The 19,385-nt window shown below is 61.5% G+C and carries 15 protein-coding genes; 6 read left to right on the top strand and 9 right to left on the bottom strand.

All coding sequences use genetic code 11. The features are described from left to right. Positions 1-145: 145 nt before the first annotated feature. The 3 genes from ABH924_RS09475 to ABH924_RS09465 all read left to right on the top strand — a co-directional run bounded on the left by ABH924_RS09475 (position 146) and on the right by ABH924_RS09465 (position 3,375). Positions 146-1,264 (top strand): alanine racemase, encoded by a 1,119-nt coding sequence (locus tag ABH924_RS09475; RefSeq protein ID WP_404498286.1) that lies wholly within the window; start codon positions 146-148, stop codon positions 1,262-1,264. 48 nt (positions 1,265-1,312) lie between these two features. Next, entirely contained in the window at positions 1,313-1,930 is a 618-nt protein-coding gene (locus ABH924_RS09470; protein ID WP_404498284.1) for a TetR/AcrR family transcriptional regulator, read from the top strand. A 176-nt stretch (positions 1,931-2,106) separates the two neighbouring features. Further along, the gene (locus ABH924_RS09465; RefSeq protein WP_404498282.1) at positions 2,107-3,375 is read left to right on the top strand and encodes an MFS transporter; all 1,269 of its coding nucleotides are present in this window, start codon (positions 2,107-2,109) and stop codon (positions 3,373-3,375) included. On the opposite strand, the gene ABH924_RS09460 is transcribed toward ABH924_RS09465, so the two are convergent. From ABH924_RS09460 to ABH924_RS09450, 3 genes are all read right to left on the bottom strand, one after another. Then, positions 3,376-4,389, bottom strand: coding sequence for a Gfo/Idh/MocA family protein (locus ABH924_RS09460; protein ID WP_234754522.1), 1,014 nt, complete (start codon positions 4,387-4,389; stop codon positions 3,376-3,378). It lies immediately after the preceding gene. A gap of 135 nt (positions 4,390-4,524) precedes the next feature. Further along, positions 4,525-6,018 (bottom strand): CoA-acylating methylmalonate-semialdehyde dehydrogenase, encoded by a 1,494-nt coding sequence (locus tag ABH924_RS09455; protein ID WP_404498280.1) that lies wholly within the window; start codon positions 6,016-6,018, stop codon positions 4,525-4,527. Positions 6,019-6,111: 93 nt separating this feature from the next. Further along, a complete protein-coding gene (locus ABH924_RS09450) occupies positions 6,112-7,272 on the bottom strand; it encodes an iron-containing alcohol dehydrogenase (protein WP_404498278.1) in 1,161 nt (386 codons plus the stop codon). Positions 7,273-7,421: 149 nt separating this feature from the next. Here ABH924_RS09450 and ABH924_RS09445 point away from each other — a divergent pair, with 149 nt between their 5' ends. Continuing rightward, the gene (locus tag ABH924_RS09445) at positions 7,422-8,315 is read left to right on the top strand and encodes a LysR family transcriptional regulator (protein ID WP_234753632.1); all 894 of its coding nucleotides are present in this window, start codon (positions 7,422-7,424) and stop codon (positions 8,313-8,315) included. Between the two features lie 351 nt (positions 8,316-8,666). On the opposite strand, the gene treS is transcribed toward ABH924_RS09445, so the two are convergent. Both treS and hisD read right to left on the bottom strand, forming a co-directional pair. Then, positions 8,667-10,931 carry a maltose alpha-D-glucosyltransferase gene (gene treS, locus ABH924_RS09440; protein WP_404498276.1) on the bottom strand — a complete coding sequence of 755 codons (2,265 nt, stop codon included), beginning with the start codon at positions 10,929-10,931 and terminating at the stop codon, positions 8,667-8,669. A gap of 128 nt (positions 10,932-11,059) precedes the next feature. Next, positions 11,060-12,358 (bottom strand): histidinol dehydrogenase, encoded by a 1,299-nt coding sequence (gene hisD / locus ABH924_RS09435; protein WP_404498274.1) that lies wholly within the window; start codon positions 12,356-12,358, stop codon positions 11,060-11,062. A 285-nt stretch (positions 12,359-12,643) separates the two neighbouring features. Here hisD and ABH924_RS09430 point away from each other — a divergent pair, with 285 nt between their 5' ends. Then, positions 12,644-14,089: an aspartate ammonia-lyase gene (locus tag ABH924_RS09430; protein WP_404498272.1), complete on the top strand. Its 1,446-nt coding sequence runs from the start codon at positions 12,644-12,646 to the stop codon at positions 14,087-14,089. Between the two features lie 9 nt (positions 14,090-14,098). Further along, entirely contained in the window at positions 14,099-15,067 is a 969-nt protein-coding gene (locus tag ABH924_RS09425; protein ID WP_234753629.1) for a LysR family transcriptional regulator, read from the top strand. A gap of 183 nt (positions 15,068-15,250) precedes the next feature. Here ABH924_RS09425 and ABH924_RS09420 read toward each other — a convergent pair whose 3' ends face one another. The 4 genes from ABH924_RS09420 to ABH924_RS09405 form a co-directional block, all read right to left on the bottom strand. Further along, positions 15,251-16,105, bottom strand: coding sequence for a carbohydrate ABC transporter permease (locus tag ABH924_RS09420; protein WP_234753628.1), 855 nt, complete (start codon positions 16,103-16,105; stop codon positions 15,251-15,253). After that, the gene (locus ABH924_RS09415) at positions 16,102-17,052 is read right to left on the bottom strand and encodes a carbohydrate ABC transporter permease (protein ID WP_404498269.1); all 951 of its coding nucleotides are present in this window, start codon (positions 17,050-17,052) and stop codon (positions 16,102-16,104) included. Before ABH924_RS09415 ends, ABH924_RS09420 begins: the two co-directional genes overlap by 4 nt. 29 nt (positions 17,053-17,081) lie before the next feature. Further along, positions 17,082-18,437, bottom strand: a complete 1,356-nt coding sequence (locus tag ABH924_RS09410) for an ABC transporter substrate-binding protein (RefSeq protein ID WP_404498267.1) — start codon at positions 18,435-18,437, stop codon at positions 17,082-17,084. Positions 18,438-18,540: 103 nt separating this feature from the next. After that, a complete protein-coding gene (locus ABH924_RS09405) occupies positions 18,541-19,377 on the bottom strand; it encodes a sugar phosphate isomerase/epimerase family protein (RefSeq protein WP_404498265.1) in 837 nt (278 codons plus the stop codon). Between the last annotated feature and the right edge of the window lie 8 nt (positions 19,378-19,385).

Genomic DNA, 19,385 nt, shown 5'->3' with positions numbered 1-19,385 from the left:
AGACCATACTCACTCCGCGTCGCAACCGCCCGAGTGGCGGCTACTTGTCATTCGCCGCGATCTGTCCAGGGTTCTCTAGTTACTGAACCCGGATAGGATCTCCGAGTACCCAGCTTCCCGAACAATCCCGAGAGAATCGCACCGCATGCCGCACCTTGACGCCGCCCTCCCGCTCCACACCTTGCCGCAGATGCTCCTGGACGTTGCCGCCGTCGAGCGCAATATCGGCATCAAAGAGGCCTGGACACGGGAGCACGGCATGGTGCTGGCCCCGCACATCAAGACCACCATGACAGGCGAGATCGTCCGCCGGCAGTTGCCAGGCTCTTGGGGCGTGACCGTGGCGACCACCGCGCAGGCCGCCCACGCCATCGAGTGGGGTGCCACCCGGATCCTCATCGCGAACGAGATGCTGTTCCGCGGACACCTCGAGCAGCTGCGTGCCTGGCTGGCGGCCGCACCGGAACTGGAGATCTACTGCCTGGCCGATTCAGCGACGGGCGTCCGGGCCATGGCCGAGGTATTCGAAGACTCGCCCCGGCCGCTGAACGTACTGATCGACGTCGGAACCCCCGGCGGCCGCACCGGGATCCGCAGCGAGGCCGAGGCCGGGCCCCTGGCCGAGCAGATCCGTGCCGCCGGCGGCCTGCTGCTGGCCGGCGTCAGTGCCTACGAGGGTGTGGCACCGAACACCCGCACGGATGAAAACCTGGCCGGGATCGATTCACACTGCCGCCTCGCCCGCGACATTTACGATGAACTGCACCCCGCCTTCGAGGTGGAGCTGCCCGTCTTCAGCAACGGCGGCTCCGCGTTCCAGGACCGCGCGGCCGCGTTCCTGCCGCACAACGCCTCCATCAACGTGCTCCGTTCAGGCTGCTACGTCGTGCACGATCACGGCACCTACCAGCGGGTATCCCCGGTCCCCGGCCTCACCGCCGCGGCCGTGGTGCGGGCACTGGTCATCTCCGCCCCGGAAGCCGGGCGCGTGGTCCTGAACGCGGGCAAACGCGAGCTGGCGTACGACGCCGGCCTGCCGGTGATCGTCTCCCGGTACCGTAACGGGGCCCTCCTGCCTGCCGGCGCAGGCGCCACACTGACCCGCCTCTTCGACCACCACGCCATCGTGGACGACGCCGAAGGCCTGCAGGTCGGCGACATCGTGGACCTGGGCATCTCCCACCCCTGCTCGCTGTTCGACCGCTGGCGCGAGGTCGTCGCAGTCAGCGATGACGCCGTCGAGACCTGGCGGCCAAGCTTCTAACCCGTGCTCCAAGCGGATGGCTTCTGCCACCTCACGTACGATGGTGGGATGGCCAACGATCAAGCCGAGGAGCGTGGGCGGTCATACCGGAAAGCCCCCGAACGACGAGCCCAGATTCTCTTACGCGCTATCGAACTGTTCGCCGAACAAGGAGTTGGCTCTTCGTTGCGCGCGATTGGAGCTGCGATCGGCGTTTCGCACGCCGCGCTGCGATACTACTTTGCGTCGCGCGATGAGCTCCTGGTCGCGGTCTACCGAGAACACGAAGGCATGGTTCATGAGCCGTCCGATGCGGCCGACGTCTCGGCCGTGTCCGTGATGGAAAAGAGTGCCGAACGTAACCGCGCAATTCCTGGCCTGGTTGAGCTGTACGCGACGCTGACCACTGACGCGCTACAGGAGCACCATCACCCGATCACGCGGGACTTCATCCAGGAGCGTTTCCGCCGCGTTCGGGCCGATCTAGCCGAAAGGGTCAGGGCCGGTCAGCGATCCGGATCCATCGCGGCGGACATCGATGCCGACGATGCTGCAGCGCTGGTTGCCGCCGCTTCCGATGGTTTGCAACTGCAATGGCTGCTCAGCCCGGTCGACGTGGACGTGCACCGTTCGTTGGCAATCCTGGAACGGCTGTTGCCGCCTGCTGGGCCAGCCCTGATGCGTTAGCTCGCGGCAAACGGGCCTCGATGCGCCCGATCTGCACCCCCCATGTCCGAGCATTCCCATGCCCGTTCGGGGTTTCCCTGTGCGCCCGCGTCCTATATTCTTACAGTGGAAGAATTCGGGTTGATCGATCGACGGACCCGCGCACCCGGCCGCTTAGAAAGCACTGTGATCCCCGAATGACCGCACCGAAGGCTGTCGAAGACTCCGACCCTGTCCTTGCTGGCTCGGCGGCGGAGCGGAGGACTCCGCTCCGGCTCGTCCTCGAAACTCCCCTTTACCGGGGGGCAACAGTTGCGATGTTCCTGTCAGGCCTCGGGTTCTCTGCGGCGGCACCCCAGATCGCCTCGTTCCTGGTCCATGAGCTCCACGCATCACTCACTGTTGCCGGGCTCTACTACCTGACTAGCCTCACGGCACCGATAGCGGGATACCTGGTTGGCGCGCGCTCTGACCGGACGGGCCGTCGCCTAGGCCTGTTTCGCGTGTGCGCCGTCGCCGGTTTCCTGGGCTGGACAGGAATCGCATTCTCGACCCAGCTGTGGATGCCGTTCGTCGTAAGTGCCATTGTCCTCGGATTTGCAGGCGCCGCCACGTCGCAGGTGTTCGCCGCCCTTCACGACGAGATCAGTGCGCGCCCAAAGGCGGGCAATGATGGCGTGGTCGCCATAGTACGTATGGCGTTGACCGGCGGCTGGGTGATCGGGCCGGCAGCGGGGTCATTCCTGGCCGCAAATGCCGGCCCTCGCGTGATGCTTTTCGCGACCGCTTTATGCACTCTCGCCCAAATTGTGCCGCTCCTGACATTGAGGGGATCGGCACCTCGCGGCACTCGCGTCGACATCGGGGCGGAGAGCCTACCTGTACATGCCGCAAAGCCCGGGCTCCGGCAGATGACCCCCTTGCTCATGTTCACTGCGCTCTACATGTGCGTGTACGCCGGCGAATCGATCAAGTACGCCTACCTTCCGATCTACATGAACGAACAGCTCCGACTGACTCCTGCGCTCGGCGGGGCGATTATCGGCGTCCAGCCACTCGTGGAACTCGCTCTAATGCCGTTGGCTGTCTTTGTTGCCAGGAGAACAGGGATGATGCGGCTGATGATCCTGGCAGCAGGATTCGGCGTCGCGGCGAACATCTGCTTCGCCACCACGGGCACCGCCCTCGGACTGTTCGCCGGCCAGATCCTCATGGGCGGGGTTTGGGGAGTGTTCGCGGCATTGGGCATCGTCGTCGCGCAGCGGCTGCTGCCCACAGCGGTAGCCACAGCTTCGGCGATCTTCATGAGCTCCGCCGCCGTAAGCTCGGCGATGGGCGGGCTCGCCGGTGGGCTCGGAGTCGCCACCATCGGGCTCCCCCTCGTGTTCCTCGTGCCGGCGTTGTTTGCCGTCATCGCTGCCGTCGGTCTGGCGTGGATGTCCAGTTTCACCGCACACGGTCCCTAACTATCGGGTGATGAATTCAATCAGTTGCCTCTCGCCCGTTCTACCTGCTTCCAGGATCGAGAGGCTGACAGACAATGCGTTTGCGGCGTCCACGCCGTCGACAACTGGCTGTGCCCCCTCGCGTACTGCTGATCGGAAGCGTTCGAGCGTGATGTCGTACGTATGGCGACGCTCGGTAACTGGAATCTCTCTCGTGCCGGAGTGATCCGTGAGTACGATCGAGCCTTTCGGCTCGGGAGTCATGACGTCATGTCCAAGGACGCTGCCTTGGTCACCGTTGATCTGGATGAAGGACGGCGTGAAGGGCATGGTGAATGAATCTTGGAAGTCGACCAAAGTGTCAGCGTGGTATCGGATGGACGCGCTGGAAGCGTCATCCACACCCGAAGACCAATCACTTTGCGACAGGGTTGAAGCAACGACATCGAGCGGGCGAGTGCCTAGTAGCGGATTGACGACTGACGCATTGTGACAGGACAAATCCATGACGACGCCGGCGCCCGGAGACTTTTCAAGCCGCCACCCGCGAAGGCGTTCGGGGAGGAGGGTCGAATGCCGGACATTAACGCTCAACGGTCGCCCAATGCCGCCTGAGAGGACCAGCGCACGAATAGTTTGATGGGTTCCGGCAGCTGGGAGATGGTGATTGACGGCCAGCACCACGTTGTGGACGCGGCAGGCCTCCACCATGGCTTGTGCCTCTTCGAGGGTCGTTGCGACGGGTTTCTCACAAAGGACATGCTTTCCTGCGCTGGCCGCGGCGATTGTTTGCCGGTAGTGATGCTGGTTTCGGCTGGAAATGTAGACGGCATCGATGGAAGCATCCGCCAGGAGCGCGTCAAGGCTCTCATGATGCCTTCCGATGCGGTTGCGTTCCGCGTATGCCTTGGCATGGTTGGTATCGCCGCTGACGACGCTGGCCACCACATCGCCGACACGGCGAATTGCAGGGATCATTCGAGTGGCAGCTATGTCACTGGCACCCACAAGCCCCCAGATCAGTCGTTTGGTCATTATCCTGCCTGCTTATCGTGCCCAAGGGCCGGGATTGCCGGTCTCGGCCGCCCGGCTGGCCCAACTGACTCGCATTTGTTGTCGTTATGAGGGCTCATAACGACAACTACTGCGAGCTAGTTGGGTGGCGGGGACTTAGTTGGAGGGGAAGTTGTAGGAGGCGCCGGAGGCGTGGGTGGGTTCGGGCCAGCGGGAGGTGACGACCTTGCCGCGGGTGTAGAAGGAGACGCCTTCGGGGCCGTAGATGTGCTTGTCGCCGAAGAGCGAGGCCTTCCAGCCGCCGAAGGAGTGGTAGGCCACCGGGACCGGCAGGGGCACGTTGATGCCCACCATGCCGACGGTGACGGAGCGCTGGAACTTGCGGGCGTTCGCGCCGGAGGAGGTGAAGATCGCGGTGCCGTTGCCGTAGGGGTTGGCGTTGATCAGCCTGATGCCTTCGTCCAGGTCCTCGACGCGGACGACGACGAGGACGGGTCCGAAGATTTCCTCGGTGTAGGCGCTCATTCCGGTCTTGACGTGGTCGATCACGGTGGGCCCGACCCAGAAGCCGTCCTCGTGGCCGGGGACCACGAGGTCGCGGCCGTCCACGACCATCGCCGCACCGGCGGCTTCGGCTTCGGTGACGATCCGCACGATGCGTTCCTTGGAGGCCGGGGTGATGACCGGTCCCATTTCGGCGTCGGGCTCGGTGCCGTTCTTGACCTTCACCGCGAGGGCGCGTTCCTCGACCTTCTTGACCAGCAGCTCCGCGGCCTCCCCGACCGCGACCGCGACCGAGATCGCCATGCAGCGCTCCCCGGCGGAACCGAACGCGGCGGCGGCCAGGTGGTCGGCGGCGTTGTCCAGGTCGGCGTCGGGCATGATGATCGCGTGGTTCTTCGCCCCGCCCAGGGCCTGGACCCGCTTGCCGTGCGCCGTCGCGGTCTCGTGGACGTACCGCGCGATCGGGGTGGAGCCGACGAAGGAGATGCCGTCCACATCCGGGTGGGTCAGGAGCCCGTCGACGGTTTCCTTGTCGCCGTGCAGGACCTGGAACACGCCGTCGGGCAGGCCGGCCTGCTTCCACAGCCTGGCCAGCAGCATCGAGGCGGAAGGGTCGCGTTCGGAGGGCTTGAGGATGAACGCGTTGCCGGTGGCGATCGCCATCGGAGCCATCCACAGCGGCACCATGACGGGGAAGTTGAACGGGGTGATGCCGGCGACGACGCCGAGCGGTTCCCGGAAGGAGAACACGTCGATGCCGGTGGAGACCTGGTCCGAATAGTCGCCCTTGAGCAGGGTCGGGATGCCGCAGGCGAACTCGATGACTTCCAGGCCGCGGCCGATCTCGCCCTTGGCGTCGGAAATGACCTTGCCGTGCTCGGCGGTGACCAGGGCCGCGAGTTCGTCCACGTGCGCGGCGACCAGTTCACGGAACTTGAACAGGACAGCGGTGCGCCTGGCCAGGGAGAAATCGCCCCACTTTTCCGCCGCGGCCTTCGCCGCGGCGACGGTGGCGTCCAGATCGGCCCGGTTCGCGAGCCGCAGCGTTGCGGACACGGCGCCCGTGGCCGGGTTGTAGACCGGCTGGCTGCGGTCGCCGGAGCCGGCGGTTTCAACACCGTTGATGAAATGCTTGATGGTGGTCATGGTGGATCCTTTTCAGAGTCTTCAGGTGAGGAGAGGCCGTACCGGGTTCACGCCGGCAGACAGTCGTTCGTTGGTCCGGTCTTTTCGGAGGAGTTACGCGTAGATTTCCTTGTAGATGGCTTGGATCTGCTCAGCGTCCGGAACGAGAGGATTGTTGCCCGGGGAACCGGAGGCGAGCGCCTGCTCGGCCATTAGCGGTATCTTTTCCTCCCAGGCTGCGCGGTCGATGCCGAAGGCTTTGGGTGTTGGGACCTCAAGGTCGCGGTTGAGGGCGTGCAATTCGGCCACCAGAGACTCCGCGGCATATTGGTCCGAACTGCTTGAACTCACAATTCCAAGCGCTCTGGCACAGTCTGCGTATCTTGGCGCGGCAGCAGAGACCGAGAATTCCGTGACAGACGGAAACAACATTGCGTTGGCCAGACCGTGGGCCACGTGGAAGTGGGCACCGATCGGCCGACTCATTCCATGAACAAGGGCCACGCTGGAGTTGGAAAAGGCGATTCCTGCCTGTGTGGAAGCCAGCATCATGGCTTCCCTGGCTTTCGCGTTCGATCCGTCAGCGTAGACTCGCCGCAGGTTTGGGCCGATAGCCCGAATGGCAGACAATGCGAAGGCATCGGAAAAGGAGTTGGCTTTCCGGCTGACGTAGGCTTCTATCGCGTGGGTCAAGGCGTCGATCCCGGTATCTGCGGTCAGCCGCGGCGGCATTGAGAGAGTGAGCTCATAGTCAATAACTGCCGCCACTGGAAGGAACGAGATCCCTGCGCAGAGCATCTTCTCGTGGGTCTCAGAGTCGCTGATGATCGAGAACTGAGTCGCTTCCGAGCCACTGCCCGCGGTTGTGGGAATCGCAACGACTCGAACAGAAGGTCCGTTGTTGTTCCGGGGCGCTTTGAAATCCCGCATCTGGCCGCCTTGGCGGCTGAGCAGCCCCAGGGCCTTGGCGGTGTCAATCGCGCTTCCACCACCAAGACCGATGATGATGTCAGCCTCGTGGTCCTGCACAGCTGCGACGCCCTCAGTCAGGGAAGCAGTCGTAGGGTCGGGGACAACGCCTGAGAAGACCGCAGCCTCAAAACCGCTCCGCTGGATCGAGTTCATGATGGAATCAACGCTGCCTGTAGTCAGCATGAACGAATCCGTAACGATGAGCGGCCGGGTTGCGCCCAGTTCCTCAAGCAGGGGACCGAGCTGATTAACGGCACCTCTTCCGACCTTCATGACTCGGGGAAGAGCGATGTTTGCGACCATGGAACACCTTTGTTTTCCGACCGCCCGAGCATCTGCGCATCCGAGGCGGTTCCGTGTAAATATCCGGTTCAAGTCTCAATGCATTCCGAGTCCGAATCAATGAGCAAACATGCCCTTCGATGTGCATATTTGCACGATAGGCTGGGAGGGTGATTTCCGCGGATGATCTACGTTTCTTTCTTGAAGTTGCACGGACCGGGAAGCTGGTAGCCGCCGCTCGAGGCCTCGGGGTGGATCACACCACCGTAGGACGGCGGATTTCCCACCTTGAGCGAGCCACGGCTTCCCGGCTCTTCGTACGATCGACCGGTGGCTGGACGCTCACAGAGGCCGGTCAGCGGCTAGCTATTCACGCCGAGGCTGTGGAATCGTCGCTCTTGGCGGCGGCAGAAGAGCTGGGATCCGAGCCAGGCCGCTTGTCGGGAACCGTTCGTATCGCGACCCCTGATGGATTCGGAGCCTTCGTGCTAAGTCCCGGGCTTGGAGGCTTGCGAAGAAAACATCCGGATCTTGCCATCGAGATCGTGACGGCGACCCGTTTGAACCTGCTTGCCACGAAGGAGTTCGACGTTGGGATTTCATTGGCCGAGCCCACCATTCGCGGTGTCTCGGCCACGGCGCTGGCAGCCTACCCGCTGGGCCTCTATGCCGCCCCGCAGTACTTGGAAACCAACGCAACCATTGCAGCCGTGGATGACTTGCAAGACCATTCGGTCATCGGCTACGTGGATTCACTTCTGGACATTCCTGACTTGCGCTTCCTGGACACGGCTCTGCCCGGAGTCCGCCCCGCCATACAGACGAACAACATCACGGGGCAGTGGATGGCCACGGTTGCGGGCCTTGGAGTGGCAGTTCTTCCGTTGTTCATTGGCGAATCCGATCGGCGCCTCGTGCGGATTCTTGCCGACACCGTTCACCTCCGCAGGAAGTACTGGCTCGCGGTTCCGCGCGAACTTCAGCGTCTGGCGCGAACAAAAGCCGTCCAGAACGCGCTCTTCGACCTTGCAGCCTCCCACCCCTACCTGGAGCCGATACGGTAGTCCGGCGAATGCAGCCGGGATGGAGGTCGTGCACAGGCAAGCCCCTGCCGGTCATTCCGATTTGGAGCCTGAAAATCGGGTATGGCGTCCCGCGCAGATGGTGCTGAATAGGCTGCCGCTTGGAAGCATCGTTGACGGAGCGCGAAGTGCAGGCTCGCCGATCTGGTTCCCGGTGCCGCTGCGTGACAACCAGAGTCTGGCAGTCTCAATCCAGTGCGGAGGTGATGCCTTATCACGACGGCGGTGCCGTAGAGTCTTTGTGCCCATGTGGCCCCTTTTCGTTCTCCCGTACCCCGCCTTCACGCCTTGCGCCGACTGGCCGCAGTGCCGGTTTTTCTCATTCAGCTGCCCTCAGGGCGCTTCTTCCCCGCCCTTTGCTGCCGGTTCCCGAAGCACAAGCAGACTTCCCGCGAAGGCGGGAACGTCGAAGTAGAAACTGTGTAGGTCATCCACTGAATTGAGAGTCTCCCCGGTGAAAGCATCCGTTACCTCGGCGCCGGGGGTCAGAAGTGCCGAGTTAACTGTCCCGGAAATGTCTTCGCCGGTGAAGTTCAGGACCGTGACAGCGATGGCATCTGAGGGAAGCCGCTGGACCATGACGAGCATCCCTGGGTGCGATACGTCAGGGACGTCGATGAGTTCGCCTTTTGCAAGCTGGAGCTCCTCGCGTTTAGCGAGGACGGCGGACAACTTTCGAGCAAAAGACGTCTCGTCCTTCAGCTGCTCCGGAAGCGTTCCATACAAGCTCCTCCCCTTGGGCAGGCCGGAGGACGACTCGGCGGCGCCGGGGTTGACCCCCATCAGGTCGTGGGCACCGCGGTTGATCCACCTGGTGTCGCCCGCGGACACTAGTTGAGCCACTTTGTCGACGTCCACGGAAACAACGCCGCAGAGATCCCAGCCTGAGAGAGCAAAAACCCCGGGCTGGAGAGCGTTGTACATCGATAGGAGCAGGTGCACGTCGCGGACCTGATCCACCTGCTCGGCAGTCATGGTTTCGAGGTCCCGTATGCCCAGTGCGGCCGTGATGACGCTCGCGGTGGTGCAGGCGATGCCGTTCGTGGTGAACAGGAGGTTGTACGGCGCGGCTTCTCCCGTGAGGCCGTCCCGGAGATCATTCTGGATCCGTTCAGCGACGCCGGCGCCGGTCAGGTTCTGGCCGAAGAGGTTGAAGGTCTCATCCTTATGCCGGGTAGTGAAATGGACGAGTTCATAGGTCAGTTCGTCGTGGTTCTGCAGCCCATGGACCAAGGAGGCCTGATCGACGCCGGCCTCCATTGCCAACCGGAGTGTTAGGCGAAGGAACTCTGTATTTCCGGTAACAAGTGCGTGGTGGTAGGCCGGTCTGGTCACGAAGTCGTAGGAGAGATCGGGTCCGTTTACGGACGTTTCCTTTATATCGTCGATGGTGAGGTTGAGCTCCTGGAAAGTGAAGCCTCCGACCTTTCGCACCATGCTCGCGATGAGCTGGTTCGCGGCCTGGGACAGGGGATGCCCCTCTGACCAGCCGGGAAGTTCCTCCGCGCTCTTCTCTACGCCGAGGAATCCGTTCGCATCCAGCCTTAAGGCGCCCGTTCCAAGATCCACCAGCGAGTGGAGCGCGTCGCCGATCACAAGGCGCATGCCTGCAAAAGTCGGGTCCAACCAGTTGATGGACGGCTGTCCGGCTTTGAAATAGTGCAAGTAGACCCACCGGCGCATCGTGCCGTCCGTGCCGGAAACCGCCCGCGTGGCGCTCCAGTTCGTCTCTTTGATGTCGGGTTCGTAAAAGATCACGCGCTGCAGTTGGCCGATGATATAGCCGGCCTCTTGGAGTGCCCTTTCCGCGTCGATGCTGATGTTGACCGAGTCTTTGCCTTCGGGGACGTCCGGGAGCAGATGCCAGTCTGACTCCGGGATATGGATCATATGGTAGATCCCGGGATAGTCTTTGTAGTTCATTTCCGCCAGGCGAAAGTCCGGGCCCTTGCCCGTATGCCCGGGAACGATATCGTCAACGATCGTTGCGCCGTGATCAGTGGCGGCCCGGCACATTGCTCGGAATTCTTCTTCGGTCCCGAAGGACGGATCGATGGCCATGCTGATTCGGTCGAAGTGTCCGTCCACGCTGGCCGTGTAGTCCCAGCCGGTGATTCCCCCGGCGCGCTTCACGGGACCCGTGTGCAGCGCATGTATGCCGATTTCCTGGAACGCATCCCAAAGACTGGGTTGCGCCAGTGCACCCAAGAACGATTGCCCAGGAGCTGTAATAAAGGACAAGGGATAAGCGGTGAACCATACGGACGCCCTGTCCAGGGCTGAGCGGGGACTTGGATGTGCGAACGGTTTTTGCCACATGCTCGCCTGACCTGACAACTGCCTTGACATGGCGTCTGCGTCGCCGAGCATGGATTGGTTTCTCAGCCACTCAACATAGACGGCGTTCCGCGCATCCGGGTCAAACGGCGGTCGGCCTTCATCCAGCATTTGGCGACGGCGGGCCTTGGGACGAAGCTGACGGGGGCGGGCAGGATAGAACTGCTCATCGTAGGTAATCTCAGACAAGGCTGCAGTCACGGCCTGGTCGTCGCTCGGTTCTTCCGCTGATTCACGGTTTATGGATTCCGGAGTGTTCATTTGCAGGTGTCCTCGTCCCTTCCAGACTTTGCTGTGGCCGTTAGCCTAGGCGAAGTGTCCGCACTAGACCATCGCCTCGACGAACCGCGCGGTGGAGCGCGCGCGGTTAGCGCTCCACCGCCTTATGACTAGGAAGCCCAGGCCGGCCGTTCTCCTGCAAGGCGCGCGGCCCTGATGTCACCGGAGCGTGCATGGCCTTCGAAGTTCTCTGCCCGGGCCGCCCTACCGAGTAGCTCGCCAAGTTCGGCACTGGCTGCGGCCGAAGTTATCTCCTGGTAGGTCACGGTCTTGATGTATTTCCCGACCCACAGTCCACCGGTGTATCGGGCTGCGTGGCGGGTCGGAAGGACGTGGTTGGTGCCAATGACCTTGTCACCGAAAGAAACACAGGTATTTTCGCCCAGGAACAGCGCTCCATAGTTGATCATGCTGTCCAGTGCTTCGCGGGGGTTGGCCGTCAGGATCTGCACATGCTCGCTGGCAAATTCGTCGGCGACGGCGTAGGCCTCTTTGAGGTCATCGACCAGAATCACCTGGCCGTGGTCGCGCCAAGCCACTTCTGCGACTGCGCGGGTCGACAAGCCAAGCAGTTGACGGTCGACTTCTTCGAGCACCTGTTGTCCGACCGCTTGCGAGGTCGTGACAAGAATCGCAGGAGAGTCGGGACCGTGTTCGGCCTGGCTCAGCAAGTCAACGGCGATCAAGAAAGGATCGGCCGTCTCGTCGGCGACGATGAGAACTTCGGTGGGGCCTGCGAAGAGATCGATGCCAACTTCACCAAACAGCTGTCGCTTGGCCTCCGCGACGTAGGCGTTGCCGGGGCCGGCAAGAAAATCCACTGGTGCGATTGTCTCGGTGCCGACGGCCAGGGCTGCGACGGCCTGGACCCCGCCGAGCAAGTAGATTTCGTCTGCTCCTGCGAAGTGCATGGCTGCAATCGAGGCATCGGGCACTACTCCCCCGGCCGCTGGAGTGGCGGCGGCGACCCTGCGGACGCCGGCAACCTTTGCGGTCACGATCGTCATATGGGCTGAGGCCAGAAGCGGGTAACGACCACCGGGAACGTAGGCACCTACGGCGTCGATCGGAATGTTCTTCTGGCCGAGGATGACGCCGGGTTCGACTTCCGCTTCGAACTCTGTCAGTGACTCGAGCTGCAGGCGGGCGAACCTTTCGACGTTGCGCTGGACAGTCTTGATGTCTTCAACCGTCTGCTCCGGGAGCCGGGCGATAGCGGCATCAATCTCATCCTGGGAGAGCAGGAACGATTTGGGGGACCACTTGTCAAACTTCTCGGAGTAGGACCGAACGGCTTCGTCGCCGCGTTCGCGAACGTCCGCGATGACCGTTTCGACTGTTTCCCTCACGCCTGAAGACGAGGTGGGGTCCGAGATGGTGACGTCAGCATTCTTGAGGGAAGTGCGCAATGGTTTTCTCTTTCGTTGCTGGAGCCAGAGCGCAGGTAGTGCGTGTGCTCCTCGTTACTTGGAAACCACTCAACCATAGCATTACGCTTTGGTTGAGGACATATAGGAACGTATTTACTTATCTTTCGAAGCTCGACAGTAGCATCATGGCAAATGAAATGCTAGTCTTTTTTGATATATCAAAAGGTTTACTTATGAAATGCTGCGGGTCTGTTCCGGGCTTGGCATTCGGCCCTGGACTCGTGACGGCCAGTAACAGCCACTCTCGGAGTTAGGTGACGGATCATGGATCAGGAACAGCGAACGCGCGTGGAGCGAGATTTGTTGGGTGTCCGCGAGGTCCCCGCCGAGGCGTATTGGGGAATCCACACGCTCAGGGCGATGGAGAACTTCCAACTGGGCGGGGAAACGGTAGGCAGTACGCCCGGTCTCGTCAGCGCCATCGCAGCAGTCAAGGAATCGGCGGCAAAAGCCAATATGGAACTCGGATTGCTGGACCCGGACGTGGGCGGCGCCATCGTTGCCGCTTGCCGGGACTTGCGATCGGGCGGGTTACACGACCAGTTTCCCGTTCCCCTGATCCAGGGAGGCGCCGGAACCTCAACGAACATGAACGCCAACGAGGTCATCGCCAATCGCGCGTTGGAGCACCTTAACGAACCAAGAGGCTCTTACGGTCTCGTCAGCCCCAACGAACACGTCAACATGGGCCAGTCGACGAACGACGTCTATCCAACCGCGTTGAAACTTGCCGCTATCCACGGCTGCCAGGGCCTCGTCGGTGCACTCGAGAAGTTTCAGGCAGCGTGTGAACGAAAGGCGCGGGAGTTTGACCACATTGTGAAGATGGGGCGAACGCAACTGCAGGACGCGGTACCCATGACATTGGGCCAGGAGTTCAGAAGCTATGCCGTCACCATCAGAGAGGACGTTGCGCGGCTGACAGAGGCGGTGGTGCATCTGCACGAAATCAACCTCGGGGCGACGGCGATCGGTACCGGATTGAACACACATCCCCGCTACGCGTCGATAGTTCGAGAACAGCTTATGGCGGTCACAGGATTGCCCGTGACAACCAGCCCCGACCTTGTAGAAGCTACTCAGGACTGCGGCGTCTTCGTTCTGATTTCCGCCGCCGTGAAGAGGGCAGCCGTGAAGTTGTCCAAGATCAGCAACGACCTTCGCCTCCTGTCTTCCGGACCTCGCGCCGGGTTCGGCGAGATCAACCTTCCCGCTCGACAAGCCGGTTCCAGCATCATGCCCGGGAAAGTGAACCCGGTCATCCCTGAACTGGTCAACCAAGTGGCATTTGAGATCATCGGCGCCGACGTAACGATATCCCTCGCAGCGGAAGCAGGACAGCTGCAACTGAACGCCTTTGAGCCGATCATAGCCTCGAGCCTGTTTCGAAGCATCAACCACCTCCGGATAGCGGCAAACACGCTCGCGGACGCCTGCATCGACGGAATCACAGCCAACGAACAAACACTTCAAGACCATGTCGCACGGAGCATCGGCATCGTCACGGCCCTAAGCCCCTATCTGGGCTACCACATGTCCGGGGAGATTGCCGCTGAAGCGCTGCGCACTGGCAGGGCCGTTGTTGATCTCGTGTTGGACAGGGAACTCCTCGACCCGGAACTCCTGGGCCGGCTACTTCATCCACAGGCAATCGCCGGCGGTGGCATCTCCCCAAGGAGCGATAGAGCATCATCTACCCGTGAGCTATAGGATTGACTTATGACCTTGGCCCAACTTGAAGCATTTGTGGCAGCAGCCAGCGGACAGACTTTCACGGCTGCCGCTGCCGAATTGGGCATGAGCCAACCGGCGGTGTCGGACCTCATCCGCCGGCTGGAATCAGAGTTTGGCGTGCCACTGTTCAACCGCAGTGGCCGGGCGCTCGTGCTCACGGCGGCAGGGGAGGAACTGCTACCTTACGCGGAGCAGACCGTTTTCTCCGCCAAGCAGGGCACCGAAGCAGTGAACGCCCTGCTTTCTCTGGGCGGTGGCACCGCAACGTTCGGGCTCCTGCGAAATGCAGAGTTCTACATCCGTCAGGATCTGGCCAAGCGCTTTCGCGAGAAACACCCGAATGTGCGTATCCGTCTCGTGGGGCAGAATAGCGCCGAAACTGTCAGTGATGTAGTTTCGGGACATCTTGAAGCGGGCCTGGTCACTTTGCCGATTGATGACGACCGGCTGGACGTACTCCCCCTTGCCCGGGATGAGGTGGTTTACGTCAGCGCCGTTCCGGAACGTGTCCAGACACCCCCGGATATCGCGGCGATCTGCAGCGCTCCCCTGATCCTCTACGACGCCCACTATGCCCAGACAGATCCGGCCCGAAAGCAACTCTCTGCCCGGGCTCGGCTGCGTGGTTTATCGCTTAATGCAGGCATTGAAGTCGAATATCTGTCAGCCGCACTTTCACTGGCTGCCGACGGATTCGGTGACACCATCGCCTGCAGGGCTTCGCTTGAGTCCGAGGTCTTCCCGCGCGGGCTGCAAGCTGTCTCCTTGGCTGAGCCAATGTTCGACACTCTGGCACTCATCAAGCGACACGGGCAGCTTCTCTCCCCCCCGACCAAGGAGATGGCCCGTTTGGCACATTCAGCGCTTATTGACCACCAGACCTCGGACCATGGCACTGCCGAAATACTCAACGGCGCGCACGACATCGAAGCGTTTCTGACCGAAAGTCACTGACGACAAAGTCCGTCGGGTCAAGGTCTTGCTTCTCCCCCGCCGATATCGTTTCTTTCAGGAATAGAAGTGGCCGGCATCTCCCAGATGCCGACCACTTCGCCTTCGGACCAAGGCAAATTTTGTAGGAACGTGGCGCGGGCCGGGTGTCACCCGGCCGGCCTCCGCGAAAAGTGCCGGGAACTTCTACTGACCTGCCAATGATCCCGCGACACCTCCGACGCTGAAGAACTTGTTCAGCGTCGCGAAGATGATCGTGGGTGGCAGCAGCATGATGACGGCAACCGCCATAACTGATCCCCAATCGGTCGAGTGCTGCTGAAAGAAGGTCTGGACGCCGATCGGGAGCGTGAAGGTTCCTGCTGAGCGGAGGAAGATCGATGCGACAAGGTAGTCGTTCCAGGCCATCAGGAAAGTAAAGATGGCGGTCGAGAGTACACCTGGCAGTGAGTTCCGGAGCACGATGTGAAGGAACCCTTTGAACACCGATGCTCCATCGATCCATGCCGCCTCTTCGAGGCTCCCAGGGATCCCGTCCATGTAGGAGGCCATCATCCAGGTTGCCACGGACATGGAACTCGCGACATACAGAATCGTGATCCCGACGAGGTTGTCAGCAAGACCGATGTGGGAGAAGAGGATGAACAACGGAATCACAGACGTGATCACAGGCAAGGCCTGTACGACGAAGAGCAGGAGGGAATAGCCTCCGACGAGCCGGCCCCTCCCTCGCGATAGGACATAGCCGGCCGGTGCCGCGACTGCTACCGACACCACGACTGTCGCCAATGCAACCTGGAGACTGTTGACCAGCCAGGCGACCGTGCCGCTGCTACTCAGCACGTGGGCGAAGTTATCCAGAGTGAGGGAGCCCGTCCCATTGTTCGCCCTAAGGGAGAGGCCAACGGTTCCCGCAATGGGGATGAGGGCGAATGCCGCTAGTGCGACAAGGATCGCAAAGCGCAGCCATTGCCCGCGACTTCCTGCTTCGACGGACCGCCGTGGTGTTGCGATCTTGGTTCTGAGTGTTGCAGTGGTCATTGTGAGGTCGACTTTCGGATCTGTCGGAAGAGCAGCACGGCCACGATGGCCAATGCAAGGGTCATGAGGAAGGCGATCGCAACGCCCGGGCCTGTCTGGAAGTTCTGGAATACGGTCTTGTAGGCCAGAACAACCAGGGTGTTCGTCGCGCCGACCGGGCCGCCATGGGTGAGGAGATACACGGTCGGGAAGTCGTTGGCGCAGAAGATCGCCATCAAGACCCAGGAGATGTACGTGGGCTTCGCGATGATAGGAAGCGTCATGTAACGGAACTGTTGCCGGGCGCTGGCGCCGTCGATCTTGGCGGCCTCGTAGATACTTTCATCTACGGAGCTCAGAGCCGCGCTCATCATGAGCATCATGAACGGGAAGTTCACCCAGATCTCGAACAGGCAGACCGTGATCTGGGCGCCAAGCGGATCGGCGAGGAAGATGGCGTCCCCGAAGCCTAGCGCGTGGATGATCGTGGGGACAGGGCTGGAACTCGTTCCTATGAGCCAATTCCAGGACATGGCCGAGACGACAATCGGCACAACCCACGGAAGCAGGAGAATCGTCTTAAGGAGCCCTTTGGCCGGAATCCGGGTCCGGAGCAGGAGCGCGATTGCAATCCCGATGATCCAGCTTCCGAAGACGCCTGCGACCGCGAAGACAGCGGTAAATCCAGCTGCTCGCCAGAAGGCAGGATCGGCCAGGACTTTTGCGAAGTTGTCGACGCCGACAAATTCCCCTGGTGAGATCAGGCTCCCGTTGTGCAGGGCCTGAAAGGCTGCGTAGGCGATCGGGTACGCGTTCGTGAGGATGAGAATGACGACTGACGGCAAGATCAGGAAGAGCTTGGTTGCAGGCGCGCGGCCGGGACTGCTCCTCCGGCGGCGGTTCCGCGGTTCGTGGGTCGGCGTCCTCACCGTCAAGGGTAGTTCAGTGCGGCGAACGGAGGTGCTCATGGTGTGTGACGGCTTTCGCTATTGCTTCGCTAGGAGATGGCGGCCTTGATGTCGCTCTCAAGCTTGGTCAGGATGGTCTGGGACGGGGTTTTTCCGGCGAGGACGGTCTGGCAGAAGTCCGTCATCGCCTGACCACCGTCGATGGTTGCGAGCTTGGCGGTGAGGGCGCTCGATTGGGCGGCGGTCGTCTTGCAAATCGGCTGCCATTTCTCGACGACCTCCGTGTTCTGTGCGTTTGCTTTGAATTCCGGGAGCTCGGTGATGGACTTCAGGGCGGGCAGCCCCTGCATGACGCCTTTCTGCCAGAGGGTCTTCATGTTCTTGATGTAGTACGAGGTGAACGCTTCAGACCCAGCCTGGGATGGTGTGTTCTTGTACATCATGATGTTGTTCACGTAGTACAGTCCCCCGACCTCGCCGCGGTGGGACTTGAGCGGGTTCGTCACGAGGACGTCCTTCTCGTCGCCGACGACGTTGTTGAATGCCGGGCTTTGGAATCCGAGGGCTACCTTCTTGTTCGTCCAGAGGGTGGTGAGATCGTCATCCTTCATGCTCACGGAGCCCGGGTCGACGACACCCTGCCTGACTAGCTCGGTGAGGAAATCAACTGCCTCCGCGTTGCGGTCATTGACGATGTCGAGGTCGCCATTGGAGTTGAAGAGGCCACCGCCATTGTTGATCATCAGGCTCAGGACGGCCATGGGTCCGTAGTTGCCGCTGCCGCCGCTGATGCCGAAACCGACATAACCCTTGGCAGAAGCCTTCTTTGCCACGTCCAATACGTCATCCCAGGACTGCGGCGGCGTTGCTCCGATCTGGTCCAGGATCGACTTGCGGTACCAGAAGACTTGGACGTCGAGGTTCCACGGGATGCCGACGTAACCGTCGGAGGTCTTCATCGCATCCAGTGTGTGCGGGAGAAAGTCGTCGTAGGTGCCGTCCTTCTTGAAGGAATCGATGAGATTGTCGGCGTAGGCGATGGCACCCTGCTTCGCGAACTGAAACGCCTGGAAGCCGCCACCGGTGGAAACAGCCGGTCCGGTGTTGGAGGCGATTGCGGAGGAGAACGTCTGGTTGAACCCGTCCCAGTTGACCTGCTGGTACGACACGCCCGGCATGCCGTCACCGGGCTTGTACGCCTGCGCCAAGCTTTGGGCGGCATCGCTGTAGTTTTTGTCGCCCCACGGCATGTCCCAGAACTTGACCGTACTGCCGCCGCTCGCCGAAGCGTTTCCGCCGCCGACGGCGCAGGCGCTGACGGAAGCGGTGAGGGTAACGGCCCCCGTGAGGGCGAGGAAACCGCGACGAGACATGGCGGTGGGGGGGAGTAGATTCTTCATGGCTTCTTCCTTCTTGCTGGTGTGGACGGGGGCGGGAGTGGTCATCGTTGTCCTTGGTTTTCCCGCCCTCGCGTTGACATCTGGTGTCCGGCTTCGATGACCGCCGGATGCGCGGATTCGGGCGGACCGGATCCGTGACGGATCTCTGCTAGGTGCGCACTCTTGAGATCAGCTCGCTGAGGTAGCTGTAGCTCTTTACTGCGGCATCCAGCGAGCCGCACTCGACCGAGAGGACAACATCGTGGTCAGCGTCCGTGAGGGTCCGGACGATCCGTTCCCAGTCGATGACCCCTTCTCCGCAGGCGCAGCCGAGCATCCCGCGTACTTTGCCGCGGTATTTCTTGGCATCCTCGACTGAGATGTCTTTGGCGTGCATGTGCGTGACGTTTGAGACGATGTCTTCCAGCCACGCATGGGGATCATTTTCGCTCAGGTAGCTGTTCCCCGTGTCTAGATTGATCGTCAGGACCGGCGAGTCGATCAGCTTCATGAGGCGGTCCAACCCGGCAGGTGTGGCGGTGTAGGGACCATGGGTTTCGATCGCAATCGCGATCCCGCGCGGTTCAGCCACGAGGGCTGCCTCCTGCAGGGTGTACTTCATCAACGTGAAGTTCTCCTCCTCCGTGGTCCAGGTCGGCAAGGGTCCGTCGTCGACCATGATCATCGGCGCCCCGCATTCGGCCGCGTACCGGATGGACTGTTTGAGGTAGTCCACGGCGACGTCGGGTTTGGCTAACGGGGCATGACTTGAGAGCGATGAAATCTGAAGGCCCCGGCTCTCGGCTGCTTGCTTGAGCTTGAGCGGGTCGTCCAGCATTGAGCGGCTGTGGAAATAGCCGGCCTCGCTGAGCAACTCCCGGCCCCAGTGGACCATCGGTTCGACATAGCGGTAGCCAATTTCTGCGGCACGGTCCATCGCCCAGTCAAATGAGCCGTTTTCGTATCGTGCAAATTCGAGGTTGAGTCCGAGCTTGATGTCACCCATGATGTTTC

The sequence above is a fragment of the Arthrobacter sp. GAS37 genome, from assembly GCF_044908325.1.
Taxonomy (GTDB): domain Bacteria; phylum Actinomycetota; class Actinomycetes; order Actinomycetales; family Micrococcaceae; genus Arthrobacter; species Arthrobacter ramosus.
This window is presented reverse-complemented; position numbering and strand designations above follow the sequence as displayed.